The organism is Streptomyces triculaminicus, from assembly GCF_017349075.1.
Taxonomy (GTDB): Bacteria; Actinomycetota; Actinomycetes; order Streptomycetales; family Streptomycetaceae; genus Streptomyces; species Streptomyces triculaminicus.
This window is the reverse complement of record NZ_JAFMOF010000004.1, coordinates 145,925-167,798: the sequence shown is the minus strand read 5'-3', so window position 1 is coordinate 167,798 and position 21,874 is coordinate 145,925. Positions and strand designations below refer to the sequence as shown.

Below are 21,874 nucleotides of genomic sequence, written 5' to 3'. Positions count from 1 at the left end.
CCCGTGCAGAAGACCGTGGTGAGGCAGGGCGATACGGTCACGCTCACCCTGAATCCGCCGGCAGCGCTCACTCCACCGCTTCCCCCCGCCCCCCTGCCACGGGGAACGGCGGGCTTTCGGATCGAACAGCACCCCGCCTGTGTGCCCGACGACATCGAGTCGTGGGTCATCCCGTCAGTCGGCTACTCGACACTGACCTTTCCGATCTCGGGAACTGGACGCGTCGAGTTCAAGGTTCCCCCGGCGAATCGCGCCAAGTACGCCAGAGCGAGTCAGGGTGAGACGGAAGTCGTCGTCAACGGTGGCCCGTTGGACGTGGTTTTCACCGTGGTGGGAGCGGCGAGCAACCCCTCCGGCACGGACACCCCCGGGGCCACGTACCAGGGCAAGGCGATCCTCACCTGCCCCCGGGTACGACCTGTGACGGCCGGTTGACCCGCCTGAGCCCTTGACTCCACACAAGGGGTCAAGGGCTCAGGCACGCTCAGTCCCCGATGGGGAAGCGGGACTCGTCCACATAGCGGCCGAGCTTGGCGTACTCCTCGCGGACTGCCGCCAGCAGGTCCGCCATGGTGAGCGGGCGGTCCTCGTCGGCGGCCCGGTAGGCGGCGGTGATGACGCAGCAGCGGATCGCGCCGCCGGACAGGTCGAAGGCCGAGGCGAGCGCCGCCAGGCCGGCCTGGTCGATGTCCTCCGCCCGGGGTGCGGCGGGGCCCAGACAGCGGTCCCACAGGGCTTGGCGCCGGGCATCGTCGGGCGCGGGGAAGTGGACGACGAGGTCGAGACGGCGAAGAAACGCCGCGTCGATGTTGGCGTGCATATTGGTGGTCAGCAGGGCCAGACCGTCGAAGGACTCCAGGCGCTGGAGGAGGTAGGAGGTCCCTGTGTTGGCGTAGCGGTCGTGGGCGTCGTGGGTGGCGGTGCGCTTGCCGAAGACGGCGTCGGCCTCGTCGAAGAGAAGGACGGCGTCGACGGCGTCGGCCTCGGTGAAGATCCGTTCGAGGTGCTTCTCGGTCTCGCCGATGTACTTGTCGACGACCGTGGCGAGGTCGACGGCATACAGGTCGAGGCCGAGATCGGCGGCCACGACCTCCGCCGCCAGGGTCTTGCCGGTCCCGGAGCCGCCGCTGAACAGGGCGGTGACGCCGCGTCCGCGTCCCCCGCCCGGCCGCATCCGCCACTCTCCCAGGACCCGGTCGCGATGGCGTACGCGTCGGGCGAGGTCCCGTAGCTGCTCGTGCGTCCGCTCGGGCAGCACCAGATCGTCCCAGCCGACAGCGGGGCGTACGGGCCGGGCGAGGCGGTCGAGCGCGCCGCCGTTCCACGAGCGGGCGGCGTCCCGGACCGCGGCGGCGTCGACGGGGGTGCCGTGCGCGGCGGCCTGCCGGCCGGCCGCGGCGGCCACGGCGCGGATCCGGCCGGGGCCGAGGCGGTACCGGGCGCCGACGGCCACCGCCCCGTCGGTCACGGTGCCGGCGTGGGCGCCGAGTTCGTACCGCCACAGCGCGGTGCGCTCGGGCTGCGTCAGCGGCGGGCAGTCGGCGAGCACCGGGGGAGCGGCCGTCCAGCGGGCGTCCCACGGCTGCCTCCCGGTGAGGACCAGAGGAACCGGGGCGCCGGCGAGCGGGGCGAGCAGGTCCTGTACGTGCCGGGCGTCGGCGGAATCGACGGGGCCGACGATCAGCCCATGGCCGCGCAGCCGTGCTTCGAGGAGCGCCGCGCGGACGAACCCGGCCGGGTCCGTCTCGTGGGCCAGGCCCGCGAGGTCCAGACGGAGCGCGGGCCGTCCGCACGCGCGCAGTGCCGGCTCGGCGACGGCTTCGGCCGTACCGTCCGGGCTGTCGCGCAGGTAAACCGGGTGGCGGTGGGCGAGCAGCCGGGTCAGGTGCCGCACGGCTTCGGCCACGGGGCCCTCGACCGAGGGCCGGCCGCGTTCGGGCAGGGCCAGCAGGTGACGCAGACAGGACGGCAGGGAATCGTCGCCCAGCAGGTGCGCGGTGACCCGGTCGGGGACGCGGAGGGACCGGGTCGGAAAGGGCCGGGAGACATCCGGGATTCCCATGAGGCCACCGGCGCGCAGGGGCGCGTCGGCCGCGAAGACCCGGCGGGCGGTCGCCGAGGCGCTCGGGACGTCGCAGAGGGCGAGGGCCAGGCCGGTGGTGGCGTGGCGGCAGGTGATGTCGTCGTTGAGGTAGCCGTAGCAGCGCTCGAACCGGGCGTCGACGTCGGGGGCGAGCGCGATCACCACCATGTCGAGGGCGAGCGCGTCCAGCCCGAACTCCTCGGCGAGGCGGCGCGCGGGCGGCGCGTCCCCGGCCGCCACGGCCGCGTCCTCCCGAGCGCGCAGAGCTGCGGCGAGGGCGTCGTCCGCGGTGGCGGGGATCAGCGGGCCGGCCGGTCTGTCCAGGAGGTGCGAGGCCATGCCGTCGGTGATGTAGAGCCCTTGGAACGGGTCGAAGGGCGGCGGCTCCAGGAGCTCCTCGGGTACGGACTCGTCACCCGTACGCAGAGCGATCGCGCGCCGCACACGGGCCTCGATGACGGCCAGCCGGGCGAGCAGCCAGTCCGCGGCCGTGGCGGTGGGCGCTCCGGGGTGCGCGGTGGCGGTCACCGCGCGTCCTCGTCCGCCCCCGGCCCGGGCTTGAGCACCTCGCGGACGACAGGAGGCCCGGTCACCCAGTGGGTGTAGCTGTCCGGGAGGAACGACAGCAGAGGGATGGTCACGGTCACGTTCAGGGCGGGTACGAGCGTGTGACCCACCGCGCTCCACAGTTCCGTCAGGGCCCGGTCCTCGGCGGGCGGGTGGCCGATGTCGAGGAGCGCGGACAGCTCCATTTCCTGCAGTTCCGGGGGCAGGGGCACGGGGAAGATCCGGCTCCTGGCGAAACCGACGAGGAGTTCGCCGAGGATGCGGTGGGCGCCGAGAGCGTCCGGGGCCCAGGCGGCGACCAGATACGACAGCCGGGCGTAGCGCGGCGGGTCGAACTCCGCCGACTTCCGGTCCGGCAGGCCCATGGTTCCCCTGTCGTACTGGTAGACGGTGCCGGTCTGCCGCCGGTCCAGGTCCTCGCGGACGTCGTACAGGTAGATGCCGACCGTCTCGGAGCCAGCGGTCTCCCCCAGCGCTCCGTCGCGTCCGGGCGGCTGGAAGGTGACGGGGATACCCGGCGCCGGCCATGTCACATCCTGTTGTACGCGTGACTTCAATGCCTCGTCGACCAGTTCGATCATCTGTGTGCCTCTGTCCGCGCCGGAGGGGTGGGTGGAGTCGGTACGGTCAGTTCGCCGTCGGCACGCCGACCGCCTGCCGTACGTCGAGACCCAGCGGGGTCGTCGTGTCCAGGGGAGCGAGCGTCGTGGTGTCGACCACCGATACGGCTGCGCCCGCCTCGTCGGCGAGGTACACCAGGTGCTTCGCGGACTGCGGGTGAGGTGCGCTTCCGGTGAGCCGTTCGCCGGCCGGTACGGTGAAGCGGGGCGTTCCGGTCCGGGTGTCGAGCATCAGAAGCTCTCCGCTGTTCTCGGTGGTCACGAAGAGCCAGGCCCCGTCCGCGGATACCGACACCGATTCGGGCTTGGCGATCCGTGGATGCTGCCAGGTGTCGACGACCTTGGGCGTGCCCGGTGAGGCGTCGTCGGGGCCGATGACCGAAATGCTGTCGTCCCCGTGGTTGGCGACATAGGCGCGAAGGCCGCCCCCCGGGTCGCTCGCCACGCCCATGGGATCCCGGCCCACGTCGAGGGAGGTCACCTGGTGGTCGGAGAGACGGACGCACCGCAGGGAATCGACGGTGCGGTCGGTGACGTAGGCGTAGGCGCCGTCGTCGGTGACGGCCACGTCCCACGGCTGTGACGCGCCCGGCTGACCGACCAGTACGGGCGTCACCTTGGACCCGAGGACGGTCACCGTCTTCCCTGTGAAGTTGGCGACGAACAGGGTGCCGTCATCGGAGATCGCCGTCGAGTACGGGAGGTCGTTGTTGTCGAGGGGGCGGGTCTTGGTGCTCTCGACTTCCAGTCGCGAGTCGTCCTTGAGAGTGATCACCGCCAGGCAGGCTTCGCGGGGGTCGGGGCTCGTCTTGCCCTTGTTGACGAGGTACAGGGTCCGGTCGTCCCGGCAGACCAGCGCACTGGGCCGGTCGATGTAAGCCTGTGCCGTGGCGACGATCTGCATCTGATCGCCTCCTCCCAGCTGGATGCCGTACACCGTGCCCGGCGCCCCGCTTCCCGGCTTCCAGTCCTCGGCGTCGACCGCGTAGAGGTAGCGGCCGTCGGGGGAGAGGGCAAGGCCGAGGCCGAGATGGGGTTTGCCCACGTCGCCCGTGACGCGGATCTTTCCCTGATGCGTCGCCGGATTGGTGGAGACGTCGAACACTTCGACCGTTCCCTCGTTGGCGGGGGCGTTGGACACGTAGAGGGTCTTTCCGTCCGCCGACAGGGCCAGGCCGTAGACGTGCGCCATGGCAGGGGATTTGTTCACGGCCATCTCGAAGCCCCAGTCGGCTTCCACCGACTCCCGGCTGAGGACCGAGACGGTCCCGCTGTCGAAGTTGGCGACGTAGAGCCGCCGTTCGTCGGGTGACAGGGCCATCTCGTGCGGGCCCGAAAGATGGCCTGTCCCCGTGCCGATGGGGTCTTGTCCTTCCCAGGTTTCCGGACCTGTCCTCTGAAGTACGGCGATCTTCCCGCGCGGCCGCTCTTGCTGTTCGGGGGCGAAGTCGGCCACGTAGAGCGTCCGACCGTCCTTGGAGACGGCGGCACCGGTGGGCCCCTGACACCCCACGACATCGGCATCGATCGTGTGCGTACCGCCCTTCGGGTCGACGAGCGAGACCGTCGCCGTACCGGAGTCGGCGGTCACCGCGTGCCGGCTGTCGGGGGTGACGGCCACCCCGTACGGGCGTGCGCCGGACGCCAGGGGGACCGGGGTCACCGTGATGTCGCCGCCGGTGCCGAGCTCGTTCCCCTGGGCCGGGGTGAGGACGAGCAGGTGCGACGACTCCGGACTCGTCGCGCAGGCGAACCCCCGGTCGGGCGCGATAGCGACGTCCCACGGCTTGTGCGCGGCCCCGAGGGGGACCGGGGCGAGCGGGGCGAGGCCGTTGAGGTCCAGCACGGCGACCTTGTCCGATGCGGAGTCGGCCGCGTAGGCCCAGGTGCCGTCCGGGGACACGGCGGCATTGACCGGCTTCGACCCCGCACCGGCCGGGATGCCGGCCGTCTTGCGCGGGGCGGCCCGCACGACGGTCAGCTGTCCGGTGGCCTGGTCGGTGACATAGGAGTGGTGCCCGTCCGGGCCGAACACCACCCCTGCGGGCACGCCATCCAGCGGAACGGCCGTGTGGTCGAGGGTGTCCGCGCGGATGGCCGTGAGAATGCCCGAGGTCTGGCCCACGACATGGATCACTCCGCCGTCCGGGGCGAAGGCCACAGCGACGGGATGCGCGCCGGCCGGAACGGTGCCGGGGGTGCCGACCCGCCCGTTGTCCACGTCCACGGTGGCGACGGAGACGGACGCCGAGCCGTAGTTCGCCACGCACAGGCGGTCGCCGGCAGGGCTGAGCGCCAGGGCACGGGGCTCGGCCCCGACGGGCACGGGGTCACCCACCGCCGCGCCGTCCGCGTCCAGGTCCAGCACCGTCACCTGGCCGTCGGTCGTGCCCTCTCCCCGGCTCGCGACGTACGCGAACCGTCCTTCCGGCGCCACCGCGACCGCCCGGGTGACCCGGGGTACGCGGACGGTCGCGCTCACGGACGGCGCGCCCGCCTGACTCACGTCGACCACCGACACCGTGGCGTCCTTCTCGTTGATCACACAGACCCGTCGTGCCCCGCCGCCCGGGGCCGCCGCCAGCGCGCAGGGGCCGCCACCGACCGGGAGCGGCGCGCCCCGCTGCCCTTCCTTGTCGAACACCACGACCTCGCTGTCCGCCCACGCGGCCACGCAGACCTGGTCGTCCACCAGTCCTGCCACGACGGCGCACGGGCTGTTCCCGGCGGGAACGGTACGCAGCACCGGGTGTTCCGGGGCCGTGAGGTCCACCACGGACAGCTTTCCGTTGTCGTGGTTCACGACGTAGGCCCGGGTGCCGTCCGTACTGACTGCGACGGCGCGTGGATTGCTCCCCACAAGGGGCAAACGGACCTCGGGACGCTCCGGTGCCGTGAGGTCCACGACGGCCAGAGCGTCCGCACCCCAGTCCGGGGCCACCAGCAAGGGCTCGTTCCGGTCACTCATGAGGGCACCTCCGCGACGGTGACTCGGTGTTCGACGGAGTACACGGTCTCGCCGGGCCCGCAGCGGATCCGTACGACGGGGTCCGACGCCGAGCCGTCGAGCGGATCGACCGGGACGAGCTCGGCCGTGGCGACGCGGCCCACCCCCGGCACCTGTTCCAGGACCCGGAACGCCTCGCCCGCGTACACCGGGCGCCCCAGCGGCCATCCGGTGCCGTCCGGGCCGCCGCCGACGGGGCTGAAGTACCGGTACAGGGCGCGTTCCGCGGCGGCGCGGAGCTCGGCGCGTTCGTCGGCGGTGCGGTAGTCCGCGGGAACGATCCGGGCATCGATACGGATGCCGTGGTAGACGGGCTGCTTCAGCCACACCGGAACGCCCTCCGGCTGGCAGGCGCGCAGGGAGCGGCGCAAGGTGTCGCAGGCGTCGCGGGTGGGGGTGAGCATGTGGAACGGGAACCAGCCCCGCTCGTCGGCGGTCACGAAGGGGACGACCATCAGCGTCACGCCGGCCTGGGTGCTGCCGCCACTGGTGTCGGTGTAGCCGTTCTTGCCGCCGTGCGAGGCGGAGATGTTGCGCACGCCGACGATGCGGTCGTCGTCCGGGTTCTTCGGCCGGCTGATCCTGCCCGCAGGGATGTCGTTGCCCGCCGCGCCGAGCGTGGTCTTGTACGGGCCGTCCACGGTGATGGGCGTGCCCGGGGGCAGAGGGATGGCGCCGTACTGCCGGGTGCCCGAGGGGCCTCCCGTCACCTCCGGGCCGAAGTGGACCTGGCCCGTACTGGCGTTGATGACCACGTCCTTGCTGTTCTCAAGGGAATCGTGGAAGGACGTGACGGTACGCCAGTTCTCGTTGCCGACACGGACCTCGGGGAGCCGCTCGTTCTCCGGGACGTACACCGGGGAGTGCAGCAGGGGGTAGACCTGACCGGGCTTGTCCGTGGACGAGAACGGCTCGCGTGCCCGGTCGTGCTCCTCGTACTGCTCGGCAGGAACGGGGTCCGTCGTCCCGGAGTCGGCGTAGACCGTGTACGGCGTGGTGGGGGTGCCATGGGGGTCGAGGATCTGGACGGCGATCCAACATGCGGCTTCTTCGGTCGGGAAGCCCTCGCCCTGCCTGTCGACGGCGTCCGGTGCCGTGCTGACGAGGGCGCCGCCTGCGACGGCCGCCTGCCACCGCGCGGACCCGCTGACGTGGACGGGATGGGCAAAGACCGTCGTCCCGTCCGCCAGAGTGATCTCTTGCGCGGGCGCGGAGGCGTAGGCGAGGGGAGCGGCGGTGTCCCACCACGGCGCCGCCTTGCTCGGCGCGAACACGGACACCGCGATGCGGTCCTCCGGCCGGCGGTCCCCTCCTGCCGTCACCCAGAGCGTGAGGCGGCCCGGATCATGCGGCTTCTTGATCTCCACCAGGGCCAGTACCAGCCCACCGCCCTCTTTGAAGGGCCCGGAGAACTCCCCGTCCGCCTGGTAGTCACCCGCCTCGAACATCCCGACGGCGGCGGTGACGCCGGGGACGAGCCCGAGGCGTGCCGCGCCCATCGCGTCCGGCGGTACGCGCGTGGCTTCCCTTGTCGTGGTGAAGACCGTCTCGTCGTCCTCCGTGGTGACCTGTATCCCTGCGGGAAGCGTCGGCGTGCCGGGCGCCAGGGTGAAGGCGACGTCCGTCTTGGCGGGCCGCCACGGCAGGTAGTTGCGGGCCGGGTCGAGCGCGTCGTCGGGTGCGTCCCGGACGTGGTGGATACGGGCCATGCCCGCCGACGCGGCCAGCGCGAGCTGTTCGTAGTCGACGGGGACGACCGCCCGCTCCGGAACCGGGGAGCCCAGCGGCAGCCGCGTCGCGCAGGCGGCGGCGCTCTCGCGTTCCGTGCCGCCGACCGCCGGTGCGGGATTGGTCACGGAGGAGACGTACGGCAGCGGTGTGCGCAGCACGGTGATGGTGCGGGCGGGTACGTTGCCGCGGGCGCCGCCGCCGGTCAGATAGCGCCGGATCCGTACGACCGCACCCGCCGGCAGCGGCGCACCGTGCTGGCGTGGCCCCCGGGCGCCGGCCACGACGGGCGCGAAGACGGCCTCCCCGGTGCGCGGGTCGAGAGTGAAGTGCCGGTCGTCGGGGCCCGATCCGGCGAGCGAGGCGACATACGTCCACTGTGCGGTCCGCTCGCCGAGTACGGCTTCGACGACGAGGGGGTCGGTGCTGCGGGGCAGCGGCGGATGCGCGAAGCGGAGGCGTTCGCCGCGGGTGCCCGTCGCGGTGCCCAGGGTCTCGTTCCGTACCAGCCCTGCCTGGACGACGGGGACGGAGACGGCGAGCACCGGGTCGAGCGCGACCCGGGTCAGCGGGCTCCGGCCCGCATCGGCGCGGTAGCGGATCAGCCCGACGTCCCTCAGGCGCTGCACGGAGTCGCTGCCACCCTCGCCGGCTGCCCGGTGGAGCAGGAGCTGGGCGGGCGCGTGGGCGGGGGGAAGGTCGAGCGTGACCTTGCCTGGCCGGCCCTGGACGGTCATGGTGTCCGTGACGACCCGGCAGCCGGTCCAGTGCGTGCCCTGCCAGGCCTCCCAGTGCCCCCGGGTGACGCCCGTGCCGACCTTGGGTGCGAGACCGGCGCCCATGCTCACGTCCAGCGTCACGCGCGTACTCGGTACGGGTACCGACAGGACGACCAGGGCGTACGACGAGGATGGGGGGTCGCCACCGCCCGTGCTCACCGGGCCGGTGTCCGCGAAGGCGTCCCCGGGCGGCGGGAAGTCGCCGAAGTAGGGGAGATTGAGGTGGAAGGCCGGTCCGGCGAAGGCGGGGCCGCCCGGCTCGACGGTCCGGCCCACCCCCGGGCCGAAGGCGGTCAGCATGCCCTCCAGGGCGCCGTCGGCCTTCCTCGATTCCGCGAAGTCCCCGGCGGCGACGAGGACACAGGGGTTGAGCGCCGCCTCCGTCAGCGTGCTGAAGACGACCGGTTCCGCTTCCCCCACCGGTCGTGTGGCGACCTCCTGGCCCGCGGGGACGACCACCGGCTCGGGCGACGGCGCGGCGAGCTGGAGGACGACCTCGGTCTGCGCGGGCGCGGGCCGGTACGGCCGTACGCCCAGGAGCCGCAGCATCTGCAGCCGGCGCTGGTCGGGGGCCAGGTTGAGCCGGTCGCGCAGAGCCATGACCATGTCGGTGCACGTCTCGATCAGGCCCCGGCCGGGGTCCGTCCGGTCCTGACCGGTCCAGGTCCCCACCTTCCGCCGTACGGCGGCGACGGTGCCGGCGACGACCTCGTCGCGGGTGCGTCCGTCGTACTCGGGTGTCGGCAGACTCATCCCTGCTGTGACCTCTCGTCAGGAGCCTTGTGCGCGAGGGTGACCGTGACCTTGAAGGGGAGGTGGGCGGGGCAGTGCGCCCGTACCAGGCGCGTGAGGCGGCTCTCGAGGGCCCGCTGGTCCTCCCCGGCCGGGGCGGTCAGGGTGACGGTGAGCATGCGTCCGGCGCGGGGTACCGGGTCGTCGTGGGTGAAGACGCGGCCGGGGTCGTCTACGACGAGCGCGAAGTCGGGCGGCGCCCAGCCGTGGATCTCCCGGGCCTCCAGCAGCAGCCCGTACGGCGTCCCGCGATGAGCGGCCAGGCGGGGCGCGAGGTCGACGGCCTTGCGTCGCAGGCCCTCCGGCCAGCCCGGCTCCACCCGGGCGCCGGTGATCCGGATCAGCCAGTCCAGGAAGGCCGGTGGCGCCCGCCAGGGGTCGAGCACCGCGTCCAGACCGTCGATCCGTTCCTCGGCGGGGGCCATGGCCTCGCCGATCGCGGCCGCGAACGCGAGCGCGACCGTGCCGTGCCCGTAGACGGCCGGCAGGGGGAGGGGACGTGCGGAGTACGCGGACATGTGCGGTCCTCTCTTCCTCAGCCTTCGGTGATGTCGACGTCGATGACCGTGTCGCCCACGAGGACCAGTCCGCCGTCCGAGACCTCGACGGACGGCACGGCCCCGTCGCCGTCGTCGGCGAGCAGGCTCACGTCGGTCGTGGCCCGGACCTCCGGCACCGCCTCCAGCACGGTGAAGACGTCGCCCGCGTGGACGCGCCGGCCCCACGGCCAGCCCCGACCGTCCGGTCCGCCGGCCGTGGGGTGGAAGTAGCGGCGCAGGGCCCGTTCGGCCGCCCGCTCGGTCCGCTCGCGGTCGGCCGTCGTGCTGCTCCAGGGGCGTACGGTCGCCGCGATCCCGAAGCGGTGGTAGCGGGGTTTCCCGACCCGCAGCCGTTCGCCCAGCAGCCGGGAGGCGTCGACGACGCCCACCACCGAGTTCAGGACGTCCGGGGGGACGTCGAACGCGTCACCGGGCGGGGCCTGCGCCGGATCGCCCTCGAAGAGGGGCACCAGGAGGACGTGGAGCGGGTCGTCCTCGCGACGCCAGAGGGCGGGCTCGGTCCTCGTCCCCTTCATGAAGAAGAAGACGCCGCCGATGACGACCACGGCGTCCGGGGACACCTGGCACTGCGGGGAGAGGCCGGGGAACGCCTCCGAGATCAGGGACCGCACCCCCCGGCTGTCCGCCTGCGGTACGAAGGCCCGGTCGGTGCAGGTGTAGGCGCGGTGGTAGAAGGTCTCGCCCTTGAAGAAGAACAATTCGTACGCGTCGGCCGAGGCGGGGTCGGCGAGGACGGCGACCTCGTCGAGTTGCGACGAGAAGTCGTCCGGCAGGTCGGGGAACGCGCTGCTGATGTCCTGTGATGACGCGTTCTCACCGTCCTCACCGTCCCAGAGGCACTGGGTCCCGTAGAACCACAGTCTGGGCTCGCCCTCGCCGGTGCGGATGACGGCGTCGAGGCACTTGGCGTCCGCGACGGGCTGGGGCACCGCGTCACCGTCGTCGGGCTCGCCGCCCGGCCCTTCCAGAGACAGCGGAAGAGGGGCGATCACTCCGCCGACGTCGAAGTAGTGCACGGCCCGCAGCGGGTCCCGGGCGGCGACGACGCAGGCGAGGACCTCGGCCGGGCGCGGCGGTTGCGTGAGGGCGGTGGGCACGTGTGAGTCGGTGGGCCGGGTGAGCGCCGTGACCCGGACCCGGGCCAGTCCGGCCACGTGTTCCTCGATGATCTGCTCGTGGTCGGCGGCGGTGACCGCGCGGCGTGACGGGGCGAGGCCCAGCCCCGCGCGTTCCAGCGCCTGCCGCCAGTCCTCCGCGTCCTCGGCGGGGGCGAGCACGCCGTGGGCGGTGGCGCTCAGCCCGGCCTGTGACACCACCGTCAGCGGTGTGCCGAGGGGAACACCGCCCTTACGGCCCCGGTACACGTGGTACTCCACGCTGATCCTCGTGCCTTCCGCCGGTACGTCCCCGTGCGGCTCGGGCCCGCCCTCGGCGGGGACCAGAGGGCCGAGGACGACCTCGCACGAGGCGTCGTCCCACCAGTGGACCGGGTCGTTCGGCCCGGCCTCGGCGAACGTACGCACCGCCGGCCAGACGGCGTCCCCGACCTGGACCGTCAGCGGCGGGCCGAACGGAGGCTCCGCGACCGGAGTACCGGGCCCCCAGGGGCGGTGGCTTGTCGCGAAGCGACCGCCCGGAAGGCCGTCGGACGTGCCCAGCACCTCGGCGACCGGAACGAGTTGCTCGAGCGCCTCCACCACTCCCGTGGACTGGTTCTCGGCGAGGGTGAGCGGTGCGGTGGTCGCCAGGACGACAGGCTGCTCGCCCTCGGTCCTGACCTCGGTGCCCTCAGGGATCTCGCGGCGCCCGGTCGTACCGTCGGTGCGTGCGAGCACGACGGTGATCCGGGCGGGTGAGGCGGGGAGCGGCGTGATGCCCATGAGGCGCAGCAGGGCAAAGCGCTGACGCTCCGTCATGCGATGGACGCGGTAGAGCAGCTGGTCGGTCCGCTCGGCGCAGGCCTCGATCAGGGTGATGCCGGGGTCGGAGACGTTGTGGTCGGTCCACTCGGGCGCGCGCTGCGGCAGGGCACGCTTGGCGGCGTCCACGAGCGGCTGGAAGCGCAGGTCGTCCAGGTCGGGAACGGGAACGCCGGACGAGTAGGAGGCATCGGATGCATCGGACAAAGTGGATCGCTCGGGCGGCGGATCGGCCATGGGGAGGTCACTCACTCGGGGAGTCTCCGGGCAGGGTGTAGAAGGGGAAGACGAGGTTGCGGGGTTCGTTGGTGGCGCGCAGCCGGTAGCGGATGTCGATGTAGAGCACGCCGATGTCCACGGTGTCCGTGCTGAACAGCAGGTCGTCGACCTCGATCCGCGGCTCCCACCGGTCGAGTGCCCGGCGCACCTCCACATCGGCGCGGGCGACGGTCGTGGCGTCGAGCGAGTCGAAGACGAGGCCATGGATACCGCAACCGAACTCCGGCCGCATCGGTCGCTCGCCCGGCGCGGTGGACAGGATGATCCGCACGGCCTGCTCCACGTCGTCGCTGCCGGTCGCCAGGCCCACGCGGCCGGTGCCGGTGATGACGGCGGGGAACGCCCACCCCGCGCCGATGATGTCCACGGTCGTCTCCCCTCCGTGCCAGGTCAGTTGATGTCGACGGTGTTGCCGGTGATGGTGGTCCGCTGCCCTTCGAGCTTGAGCTCGCCGCCGCTCTTGACCGTGACGGTGGCGCCCTCCAGCGTCAGCTGCCCGCCGCCGCTTCCGGCCGCGGTGACGGTCACCGTGCCGGCCTTGAGGATCAGGGTGCCCGTCTCGCCCGCGTCGATGGTCAGGGTGCCGTCGCCGCGGCCGTCGAGCGAGACCCGTACGGTCTTCCCTTCTTCCCCCGCCGCGAAGGCGATGGTGGTGTCCTTCCGGTCGAGGTGGGTGACGAGCTTGCCGTCGCCGCTCAGAAGCCGGACTCCCTGAGGGCCGTCGGCCGCGCTGAGCAGTTCGAGGCGATCGCCCGAACGGGACGCCAGGGAACTCCTGTTGGCCCGGCCCGTACCGGCGTCGACCAGCGGCAGGCCGTGGTCGGTGGGGGCGTCGAGGCCGTTGTAGAGCCCGCCGAGGACGTAGGGCCGGTCCAGCCGCCCGTGCTCGAAGCCGACCAGGACCTCGTCCCCGGCCTCCGGAGCGAAGACGCCGCCGCCACCGGCCCCGCCCCACTGGACGGTACGGACCCAGTCCGTCACATAGTCCTGGGAGAGCCACGGCAGACGCAGCCGTACGGCGCCACGCTGGCCCTTCCCCGGCTCCTTGATGTCCGTGACGATGCCCACCGCGACGCCCGGCGCGCACAGGGGCGGCGGGTAGGGCACGACGGGCGGGGGAAGCGGGCCCACCCGGACCAGGGTCCGGTAGCCCCGGTCCCCGTCGAAGACGTGACCGCAGGAGGTGACGGTGTACTTGCCGGTGAACGGCTCACCCACCCCGGCCAGGGTCACCGGCACGCCCGCCCGCAGCTCGGGGGCGCCCGCGACCTCGGCGGCCAGCGTGGCCATCGCGGCCGCCGACTCCGCCGCGACCGCGCGGGCCGCCGCGTCCACCTGCGGGGCGGTGGTGTGGGCCCGGCCGCCCACGAGCAGCTCCGGCGCCGGCCCGGGGAAGGCCTTGCCGAGCCGCGCGGGCGTGACGCCCAGGCGCAGCCGTTCGCTGTCGCCCGCACCGGCCTTCGCGGACAGCGCGGCCTTGCCGTCGGGATCCCAGCCCCGGACCTCCACCTCGGCGACCTGGCCCTCGGAGGACACGGCGGCGCGCAGCGCCAGCAGGTTCACCCCGTGCTCCAGGACGAACGGGCTCCGGTCCGCGCCCGTGCCGGGCGCGGGCGCCGCGTCGGCGGCGGCCGGCCGGCGCATGTGCAGGGTGCTCCCCTCGACCGTCAGGCGCAGGCCGCGCTGGTCGGCGAGATGGTTCAGCAACTCCCAGTCGGTCAGGTTGGGCTGGGCCACGTGCGGGATGCGGGTGCGCTCGGCGTCGATCCGGCCCGTCGTCAGCCCGTGCCGGGAGGCGGCCTGCCGGGCGACCTCGGCCACCGTGGTGTCGACGTAGGCGGCCACCCGCCGCCCCCGGGTCAGCCGGTGCCCCCGGTCCGTGGCCCGCACGGTCGTGAACGTCCCGTCGGCGTCCACCTCGGTCTCCAGCGCCGTGACCTCGCCGTCGAAGATCACCGCCCGGGTACGGCGGCGTGCGGCGGCCACCGCTACGGTCAGCGGCGCCCCGACGCTGATCCGCGCCGCCGCCAGGAGGCGGTGCCCGGGATCGCGGAACCGTAGGGTCGCGCGGGCCGGCAGACCCACCGACGTGTCCACGGAAGCCTCCACCAGCCGTTCCGCCCACAGCTCCTGCAGCGGGGAGCCGAAGGCGATGACCGGCTCCGCCGCGTAGAGCCTCTCCGTCACCCGGCACCTCCCGCGGGGCGCTCCTCCAGGACCGGCAGGACCAGCACCGTGCCCACGGGCACCCGCGCCGGATCGTCGACGCCGTTGGCCTCGGCGATCGCCCGCCACCTCGTGGGGTCGCCGTACGCCTGCCACGCCAGCCCGGCCAGGGTGTCGCCCGCCACCACGAGATGGGTGTCCACCGGCCCGTCGGCACCCGACGTCGGGTTCTGCCGGGGCGTCGCGCCGCCCACCTCCTCCAGGGAGACGGTGCAGGTGGCGCGCAGCGGTGTCCCGTCGTGCCCGAACCGGGTGTACGCCGCGTCGACCTGCGTCACCAGCGCGAGGAACGCGGTCGTGCGCGAACGCCCCCACTCCAGCCGCACCCAGGGCGCCGACGCGGGCTTCGCGGTGGCGCTCCGCGCGGTCGGGGCGCAACAGCCGAGCAGCTTCTCCACCTGGTCCTGCACGCTGGAGCGGAAGTCGCCCGCGTCGAGGAACACCTCCAGCGTCATCGTGCGCGGCTGGGCCCCCACGAACTGCGCCCGTGCCGCCTCCTCGCCGGAGGGCGCCGGGCTGCGGTCCCAGCGGGCCCGCTTGCCGACCTGGACCCGGTCGGGGTTGAAGTGGAAGCGGACGCGGCCGCGTTCCGGCCCCGGGGCGTTGCCGGTCCCCGCCGGCGGGTCGTAGATCACGAGGGCGGCCCGTACCGGCGCGCCTCCCAGGAGCTCGGACAGCATGTGGTCCTCTCGACGGGTCGGGCGGGGGCGGACGGGGCGGACGTTCGGACGGGTCAGACGGTGATGCCCAGGAATCCGTTGTGGGTGATCTCCAAGGTCTCCCGGGCCGGCTGCGACTGGTCCGCATCGAACGTCGGCCCGCTCCAGCGCACCGGCAGCACACCGTCGAGGAGCCACCGCACCATGGGCTGCCGGTCCGGGCCGAGGGCGACGAGCTGCCCCGGCAGCCGCACCGGTTCGATCACCTGCGCCCGCAGCCAGGCCCAGACGAGCACGGTCTCCTGCGTCAGCGGCCTGCTGAGTACGACGTTCGTGTAGCGCAGCCGCGTCGGCAGCTGCCACACGTGCCCGTTCGTCCCGCCCTCGACGCGCTCCTCGACGTCCATGGCGCAGCCGAGCCCGTCACAGGACGTGAAGGAGCCGAGGGCGTGCATGCCTATGGAGAGCTGGAAGTGGGAACTGACGGCGAAGGGCTGGTCCGGCATGTGCGAGCACTCCGTGGGGTCGGGCGGTGCGGCTGCTTCGGGGGCGACGCGTGGGGCGTCTGCGGGGCGTCAGCGGGGTGGGTAGGTACCCCAGGGGCTGTCTTCCGTCGGCGGTCGAGCCGGCGGTGACTGCGACTGCCACCGCGTCGCCGCCCGGCGCGTCCGTCGAGAGAACCCGAGGGCCGGGACCACGGCCTCGGCCAGGAGCCCGGCGTGCCGCCGGGCGACCTCCTGGGCGACCTCCCGGGCGATGGACGCGGTGTCCGGTGGGGCAGGGTTTCGCGCGGCCTGCGGGGCCGGGGTGGGGGCCGGGGCGGATGCGAACGAGGGGGCGGCGGTGGACGGTTCGCCGGCCGCTGCGCCGGTCGGCCGTCCGCTTCCGGCGAGGGGGGGGTGACGAACGGCATGGCGGTGCCGGGTACGTGGGGAGCGGCTGCCCGACGCCGAGTCGGTGCCGGGGGCCGGTGGTGGGGAGGGCACCGGGGGTGGGGAGGGCGCCTCGATCCCGCCCCTTCCCCGAACCGGGGCTCTGCCCTGGACCCCACGGAGGGTTGGGCCCGGATGGTTCGCCGGGGCCTGTCGGCCGCTGAGATGCTCCGGGACTCCCAATGGCGCCGTGATGGGGAACGCGTCGTGGTCCTGCCGGCCCGGGGGCGCCCGGAACCTTGCGGAGGCGTCGCCCGGGCCTCGCTGTGGCCGCCCCGGGGCTCGGCGGGGCCGGGACCGCTCGGGGAGCCGGGATCGGGGACTTCGCCATGTCCCGGCCGGCCTTGGCGGTGCCCCGGGGCCCTTGACGGGCCAGGGGCGTCTGCTGCGACTCGGTCCGGTTGACGCTGGGGGTGGCCGGGGTTCCGGGGAAGGCCGGGACCGGGGGTTTGCCTTGGCCGGGTTGGTCCTGGTGGTGTCCCAGCCCTTTGCTGCGCCGGGGGCGTCGGCTGCGTCCCGGTCGGACGGGCGTTGGCGGCGTCTACGGCTCCAAGGAAGACCGAGGCCGGCGGCCTGGTCTCGGCTCGGTCGGTCGATGCGGTGCCCCAGGGCTTGTGGTGGGCCGGGAGTGTCGGTGCTGTCCCGGGGCGGTCGGCTTTCGCGGTGCCCGGGGGCCCACGAGGTGCGGGGTGCTTCGTCCTGGCGCGGTTGGGCACGGTGCTGTTCCGGGCCCGTGACCGGGCCGGGGCCGTCGGCTCCGCCTCCGTCCAGTTGGCCTGGGCGGTGCCGGAGGTCCTGTCGAGGGGGAGGCCGGGCTCTCCGTCCCGGGCCGACAGGCCGTGATGGTGCCCGGGGCTCCATGACGAGTTGGGGTCGGAAGCCCCGCCCGGCCCCCGTCGGTCCCCGTTGCGTCCCAGCTCTTCGAGTGAGCCCACGCTGTGGGCTTCGTGGTGGCCGAGGTCGTCTCCGTCGCGCCCCGGGTTCCTGAGCGGCCCGCGCACGGAGACCTCGCCCGGTCCCCGCGGGCCCTCGGTGCGTACCGAACCGTCCATGGGGCCGGTGGCGAACGGCTCACCCCGGACTCCGCCGTCCGCGTCGCGCCCAGGGTTCACGGGAGGGCCGGGCCGTCGGCCGGCCTCGCGCCTGCCGTGCCCCGGGCTCCCGAGGCACCGGCTTCGTGGGGTTCGCCCCGGGCCCGTCGGCCCCGGTGACGCCCTGGGTCGCTCGTGGGCCCAGGGGCGCGGGGTTCGGGACGTCCCGCACCCTCCGAGGCGCCGGGCCGGTCGTCGGGCTCGCTCCGGGCTCGTCGTTCCGCACCGTTTCCTTGCCCCGAGGGGAGGCGGTGGTGCCCGACGGACCCGCCCTCATGCCGGGTGCCCACCCCGTACTCGCCGGACCGTCGGTCGACGTGCCTCGCGCCGACCGGGGGAACGGGGGTGAAGCTCCCGGTTCCGGGAAGGGGCGGGGCCGGGGAAGGGCCCACCCCGACATCCCGGACCGCGACAGTGCCCCGGCGACCATGGGCACTTCCGCCACCGCCACCCCGGTCAGGGGAGCGCCACGGTCGGCCGGCGCCAGCGCCAACGGCACCCCGCGCGGCAGCAGTCGGCCGTCGGCCGTGACGAGCGGCGCCGGGCGCCAGGCCGCGAGGCCCTGCCGGAAGCCGACAAGCCCACAGGGGAGCGGCACCGGCGTCCGTAACAGCCCGACGGGCGCGACCACGCGCCAGTCCGCACGCGGCGGAGGCCCGGGCGGAGCCCCGCCGCCGGGGAGGCCGGGGCCGGGGCGGGCGCCGGGTCCGTACGCCGCCCCCGCCACCACCGTCCCGGCTTGAAAGGGCTCAACGGGCTCAACCCCTTCATCACGCCCACCACACTCACCGCCCCTCACTGATGGAGGAGTTGATCCGCGCGATCTCACGCACCCATGCGCGCCGCTCCGCGTGCGGCAAGGTGAGGATGTCCTCGTACGCCCAGTGGAAGTGGTAGGCGATGTAGGCGCTCTCTTCACGGAGCAGGCGCTCCGGGTGCGTCATTCTTCCCCCAGGCGGCCGCCCGAGGCCGGTCCGGGCAGGGCGAAGCTGGTCCCGCAGGAGGGACAGGCGACGGCGCCGTGGCCGGAGTCCAGGCCGTTGATGCGCCGGTAGAGGTCCTGGAGATAGGCGAGATCCCTGGCGAAGAGCTGCTCCACCACGCCCGCGTGGATGTCGCTCACGGTCCCCAGCCGCGTGATGACGAGGCTGAGGAGGACGACCCCCAGATAGGCGGGGTTCTCCCTGACCCGCTGGTCGATCAGGGGAGACAACTCGTCGCGGGCCGTGGCGAGCCGCATGGCGCCCTGGCGGTGCACGGTGCCCGCGGCGTCCACATAGCCGTGGGGGAGTTCGAAGTCGTACTCGGTGCGCAGCAGCGAATCGTTGTCGGGCATGGTGGGGGCGCGTTCCTCCGTCTGTACCGAGAGATACGGGCACGTGGCCGCCGGACCCCGGATCCCGCCCCGGGGCGGGATCCGGGCAGGCCGGTCAGTAGGCGGCTGTCACTGGATGTACTGGTCGAGCAGCAGACTCACCGGGGTCTTCGCCACCCAGACCCGTACGGCGAACACATCGGCCTTGTCACCGGCCGTCAGGACAGGAGACATGGCCGAACCGTCGGCCTCGCTGGTCACCTTGGCCGTCTCCACTCCGCCGGGGAACGTCGCCGCGCCCTCGTCGACGATCCGGAACGTGACCTCGGCGCCCGGCACGGGGATACCGTTCTGGTCCTCCACGATGACCTTCATCGGTGCGTCGAAGGACTTCCCCGGGGGTACGGTCTGCCCGGCGCCCGAGACGTAGCGGACGTGGTGCGCGGCACCCACCGGCGGGGTGACGGTCAGCCGGGAGAAGGAGGCGACGGCCTCGGTCTCCGTCCAGCGTGCGGTGACGACGCAGGGGCCTTCCATGAGCGCCTTGAGCAGCGAGCTGGTCGCCACACCATCGGCCTCGGTGTGCCTGATCTCGACAGGCTCGCCGTTCTCGAAGACCGCCGACCCGCCCTCTACACGGAACTCGATCTTCTGCCCTCCGACCGGCGTGCCGTCGAGCTGCGTGGCCTTGACCACGAGGGGTTCGGGGAAGCGCTGGCCGGCCATGGCCGACTGCCCGTCCCCGGACTCCACGGCGAGCCGGTACCGGGACACCTGCTGCAGGGCCCTCTCCCCGGACAGGGCGACCCACAGCTGACCGTCCCCGGAGACGGTGACCCCCGAAGGCCGGCTGCCGTCACCCATGGGAATCGTGGCGGCCCTGGTCTGCCCCGGCAGGACGTACCCGATGGTGTTGCCCTCCGTGCCGGCGAACCACAGTGTCCCGTCCGCCGTCGCGGTCAGGCGGTGGGCCGGATACTGGGTCTCGACGCGATGCACCACGCCGCCCTGGGCGGTGTACTTGAAGAGCACGTTGTCGGGAGTGGCCGCCCACACGGCGTCGCCCGTCGGCGTGACGGCGATGTCCCGGGCCTCCGCCCCGATGCTGACCGGCTGGGAGAACTCACCGGTGCGCACGTCATAGGTGGCCAGTGACCTGCCGCCCGGGGAGCTGATCCACAGGAGCGCCGGGTCCTGTTGCGCGGCCGCGACCGCGTACAGGCCCGCCGGGTACCCCCGCGAGTAGGAGATGGCGCCCCCGGGCTCGACGAAGGCGAGCATCTTCCAGTCGGTCAGCGCCGCGACGACGCACGCGTGCCCACCGGGGCCCTGGGCGAGGGTCAGGGACCGGCACTCCGTCCGGCTGCTCAGCGGGTGTGTCTGATAGAGGCCGTTGAGATCACACTTGACGAAGGCGCAGTCGTTCTGCCCGGTGACGAAGGTCCACACGCCGTGGCCCGGCCAGGCGACGATGGAGGACGCGTTGCCGGTGGCACCCGAGCCCGGGGTGAAGAGACTGCTGCTCCACGGGCTGCGGGGTTCGAAGACTCCGACGATGCCTTCGGCGGTCACGAACCAGACGTTCCGGTCGTCGCCGTTCCACGTCAGATCGACGGCGGCGGCGTTGATGGGGTACTTGCCGGTGTCACCGGCTGGCGGCGCTGCGGACGGCATTCGGTGCTCCCTCCGTAGGGGTGAAAGGGCCGGATGAGGTGCTGCGTCGCGCTAGGCCGGGGTGATCTCCAGCGTGGTGGCGGCGTGCGGCTCACTGGAGCCGAGCCCGACGCTCAGGACCGCCGTCTCCTCGACGTCCCCGGCGACCACGTCGGGAAGAACGACGCGGCCACGCTGATCGGTGAGCAACACGCGTTCCTGGGCTCCGTCGTCGAACCTCGCTCCCTGCGCCTGGACGCGGCAGGTCAGCGGAATACCCGGAATCGGCCTGCCGTTGGCCACGTACTCCGCGACCAGCGGACGCTCGACGACGTCCTTCATCTGGACCTGGGCAGCCCCGTGCGACACCACCTGGGTCCGGCCGCTGAGCGTGGCCGCGCCGAACGGGGGCGGGGGAGGGGTGTAGGAGCCCAGGGTCTTTCGCGTGGGATTCGTGTACCAGAGCTCTCCGTTCCTGCCGACACAGAGCCCCTTCGCTCCACCGCCGCTCGGGAGGCTCACCAGGGAACCCGGCCCCGACAGGCGGGCGTCGAATTCGTGCAGGCCCGCGCTGGAGGCCACCCACACCTGGCCCTCTGTGCCGAACGCCAGCTGCTCCGGAGCCGCGGTACCCAGATCCTCGGCCTTGACCGACATGTCGCCGTCGAGGGAGATGCGGATCACCATGTTCGGGGTCTTCGTGGTCAGCCACACCGCTTCCGTGTCCGCGATGATGTAGCAGGGCTTGTGCTCCGGCCCCCGGAGCACCTCGATCCGCTCCCAGGCCATCTGACCGGGGAGGCGGCGGTACAGGCCGTTCTCCGACCTGACGGGAGTGGCGGTCCGCTTCTGGCCTGTGGCCCAGTAGGTGTGAAGCTTGCCGCCCGGCGCCGTGGTGACGGCCACGTCCCACAGCCAGGTGTCCTGGGCGACGGGCAGCCGGTCGATCTGCCCGTCCTGGGAAGGAATGGCGAGAATCCCGATGTACTTGTTCTCCGGTTCGGCGAACAGGAGGCTGTACGCGTTGACGGGGGTGCCTTCGCTGCCGATGTTGGTCGTCCTGAGCTTGATGCTCTCCGCTTTGGCGTTGGCCTCCAGCGGGAAGATGCGCGTCGGGAACTGGCCCACGGTCTCCATGGAGACGATGGGGTCCTGGCGTACCGGAGCCGCGAACCAGATCCTCTGCTGATCCGATCCCGGGTCCTTCATGACGCCCGCGGTGAGGTCGGGGATGCCGGCGTGGCTGATCGGCGTCTGGGACGTGGGGGTGGCGGGATGGACGCGGAACACCCTCTTATTGCCGGTGGTCACCCACACGTATCCGAAGTTGCCGACTGCCACGGAATGCGGTGTCGAGGCCGTAGTTCCATTTCCGATGGGAACTTCCTGGATGCTGGCGACATCCGGCACAACGATCCCCTCCAGCCTTTTGTTTGACGCATGAAACATCACGGGGGCGCGCGACAATGAGCCCCCGGAATGGGGCAGAAAACCGATGATTCACGCGGGGACGACGTCCGACCGGTCGAGAGTATGCCGCCAGCACTCACCGCCGCACCCGAGCGAACCGGCCACCATCGGGGTGAGGCTCCGGGCTACCCGGACGGTGCGGCTCCGGCGCCAGGGGCTGGATGGCATTTCAGCTGCAAACAGGGGCATCCGGC

15 protein-coding genes are annotated in these 21,874 nt (G+C 72.9%); 1 reads left to right on the top strand and 14 read right to left on the bottom strand.

The genetic code is table 11. The features are described from left to right. Positions 1-3 precede the first annotated feature (3 nt). Entirely contained in the window at positions 4-435 is a 432-nt protein-coding gene (locus tag J1792_RS24710) for a contractile injection system spike tip protein (protein ID WP_143587672.1), read from the top strand. 49 nt (positions 436-484) lie between these two features. Here J1792_RS24710 and J1792_RS24705 read toward each other — a convergent pair whose 3' ends face one another. The 14 genes from J1792_RS24705 to J1792_RS24640 all read right to left on the bottom strand — a co-directional run bounded on the left by J1792_RS24705 (position 485) and on the right by J1792_RS24640 (position 21,551). Beyond that, on the bottom strand, positions 485-2,611 hold the full coding sequence (locus J1792_RS24705) for an ATP-binding protein (RefSeq protein ID WP_307843085.1): 2,127 nt from the start codon (positions 2,609-2,611) through the stop codon (positions 485-487). After that, positions 2,608-3,231 carry a Pvc16 family protein gene (locus tag J1792_RS24700; RefSeq protein WP_086570425.1) on the bottom strand — a complete coding sequence of 208 codons (624 nt, stop codon included), beginning with the start codon at positions 3,229-3,231 and terminating at the stop codon, positions 2,608-2,610. Before J1792_RS24700 ends, J1792_RS24705 begins: the two co-directional genes overlap by 4 nt. 46 nt (positions 3,232-3,277) lie before the next feature. After that, complete coding sequence (locus J1792_RS24695; protein WP_207248240.1) at positions 3,278-6,238, bottom strand: beta-propeller fold lactonase family protein; 2,961 nt, start codon at positions 6,236-6,238, stop codon at positions 3,278-3,280. Beyond that, a complete protein-coding gene (locus tag J1792_RS24690) occupies positions 6,235-9,537 on the bottom strand; it encodes a putative baseplate assembly protein (protein ID WP_207248239.1) in 3,303 nt (1,100 codons plus the stop codon). The genes J1792_RS24695 and J1792_RS24690 overlap by 4 nt, the downstream gene beginning before the upstream one ends. Next, complete coding sequence (locus tag J1792_RS24685) at positions 9,534-10,094, bottom strand: phage tail protein (protein ID WP_207248238.1); 561 nt, start codon at positions 10,092-10,094, stop codon at positions 9,534-9,536. The genes J1792_RS24690 and J1792_RS24685 overlap by 4 nt, the downstream gene beginning before the upstream one ends. Positions 10,095-10,111: 17 nt before the next feature. Next, positions 10,112-12,262, bottom strand: a complete 2,151-nt coding sequence (locus tag J1792_RS24680; RefSeq protein ID WP_086570431.1) for a baseplate J/gp47 family protein — start codon at positions 12,260-12,262, stop codon at positions 10,112-10,114. 37 nt (positions 12,263-12,299) lie between these two features. Beyond that, positions 12,300-12,701, bottom strand: a complete 402-nt coding sequence (locus tag J1792_RS24675) for a GPW/gp25 family protein (protein WP_086570433.1) — start codon at positions 12,699-12,701, stop codon at positions 12,300-12,302. A 23-nt stretch (positions 12,702-12,724) separates the two neighbouring features. Continuing rightward, a complete protein-coding gene (locus J1792_RS24670) occupies positions 12,725-14,521 on the bottom strand; it encodes a VgrG-related protein (protein ID WP_207248237.1) in 1,797 nt (598 codons plus the stop codon). Next, positions 14,518-15,240, bottom strand: a complete 723-nt coding sequence (locus tag J1792_RS24665) for a CIS tube protein (RefSeq protein WP_086570437.1) — start codon at positions 15,238-15,240, stop codon at positions 14,518-14,520. The genes J1792_RS24670 and J1792_RS24665 overlap by 4 nt, the downstream gene beginning before the upstream one ends. 53 nt (positions 15,241-15,293) lie before the next feature. Continuing rightward, complete coding sequence (locus tag J1792_RS24660; RefSeq protein ID WP_086570439.1) at positions 15,294-15,725, bottom strand: phage tail protein; 432 nt, start codon at positions 15,723-15,725, stop codon at positions 15,294-15,296. Positions 15,726-18,027: 2,302 nt separating this feature from the next. Beyond that, positions 18,028-18,186, bottom strand: a complete 159-nt coding sequence (locus J1792_RS24655; protein ID WP_179198775.1) for a DUF6760 family protein — start codon at positions 18,184-18,186, stop codon at positions 18,028-18,030. Next, positions 18,183-18,578, bottom strand: a complete 396-nt coding sequence (locus J1792_RS24650) for a hypothetical protein (protein ID WP_086567046.1) — start codon at positions 18,576-18,578, stop codon at positions 18,183-18,185. Before J1792_RS24650 ends, J1792_RS24655 begins: the two co-directional genes overlap by 4 nt. Positions 18,579-18,686: 108 nt before the next feature. Beyond that, positions 18,687-20,231 (bottom strand): hypothetical protein, encoded by a 1,545-nt coding sequence (locus J1792_RS24645; protein ID WP_207248236.1) that lies wholly within the window; start codon positions 20,229-20,231, stop codon positions 18,687-18,689. A gap of 51 nt (positions 20,232-20,282) precedes the next feature. Beyond that, entirely contained in the window at positions 20,283-21,551 is a 1,269-nt protein-coding gene (locus J1792_RS24640; protein ID WP_086567043.1) for an NHL repeat-containing protein, read from the bottom strand. Positions 21,552-21,874: the final 323 nt, after the last annotated feature.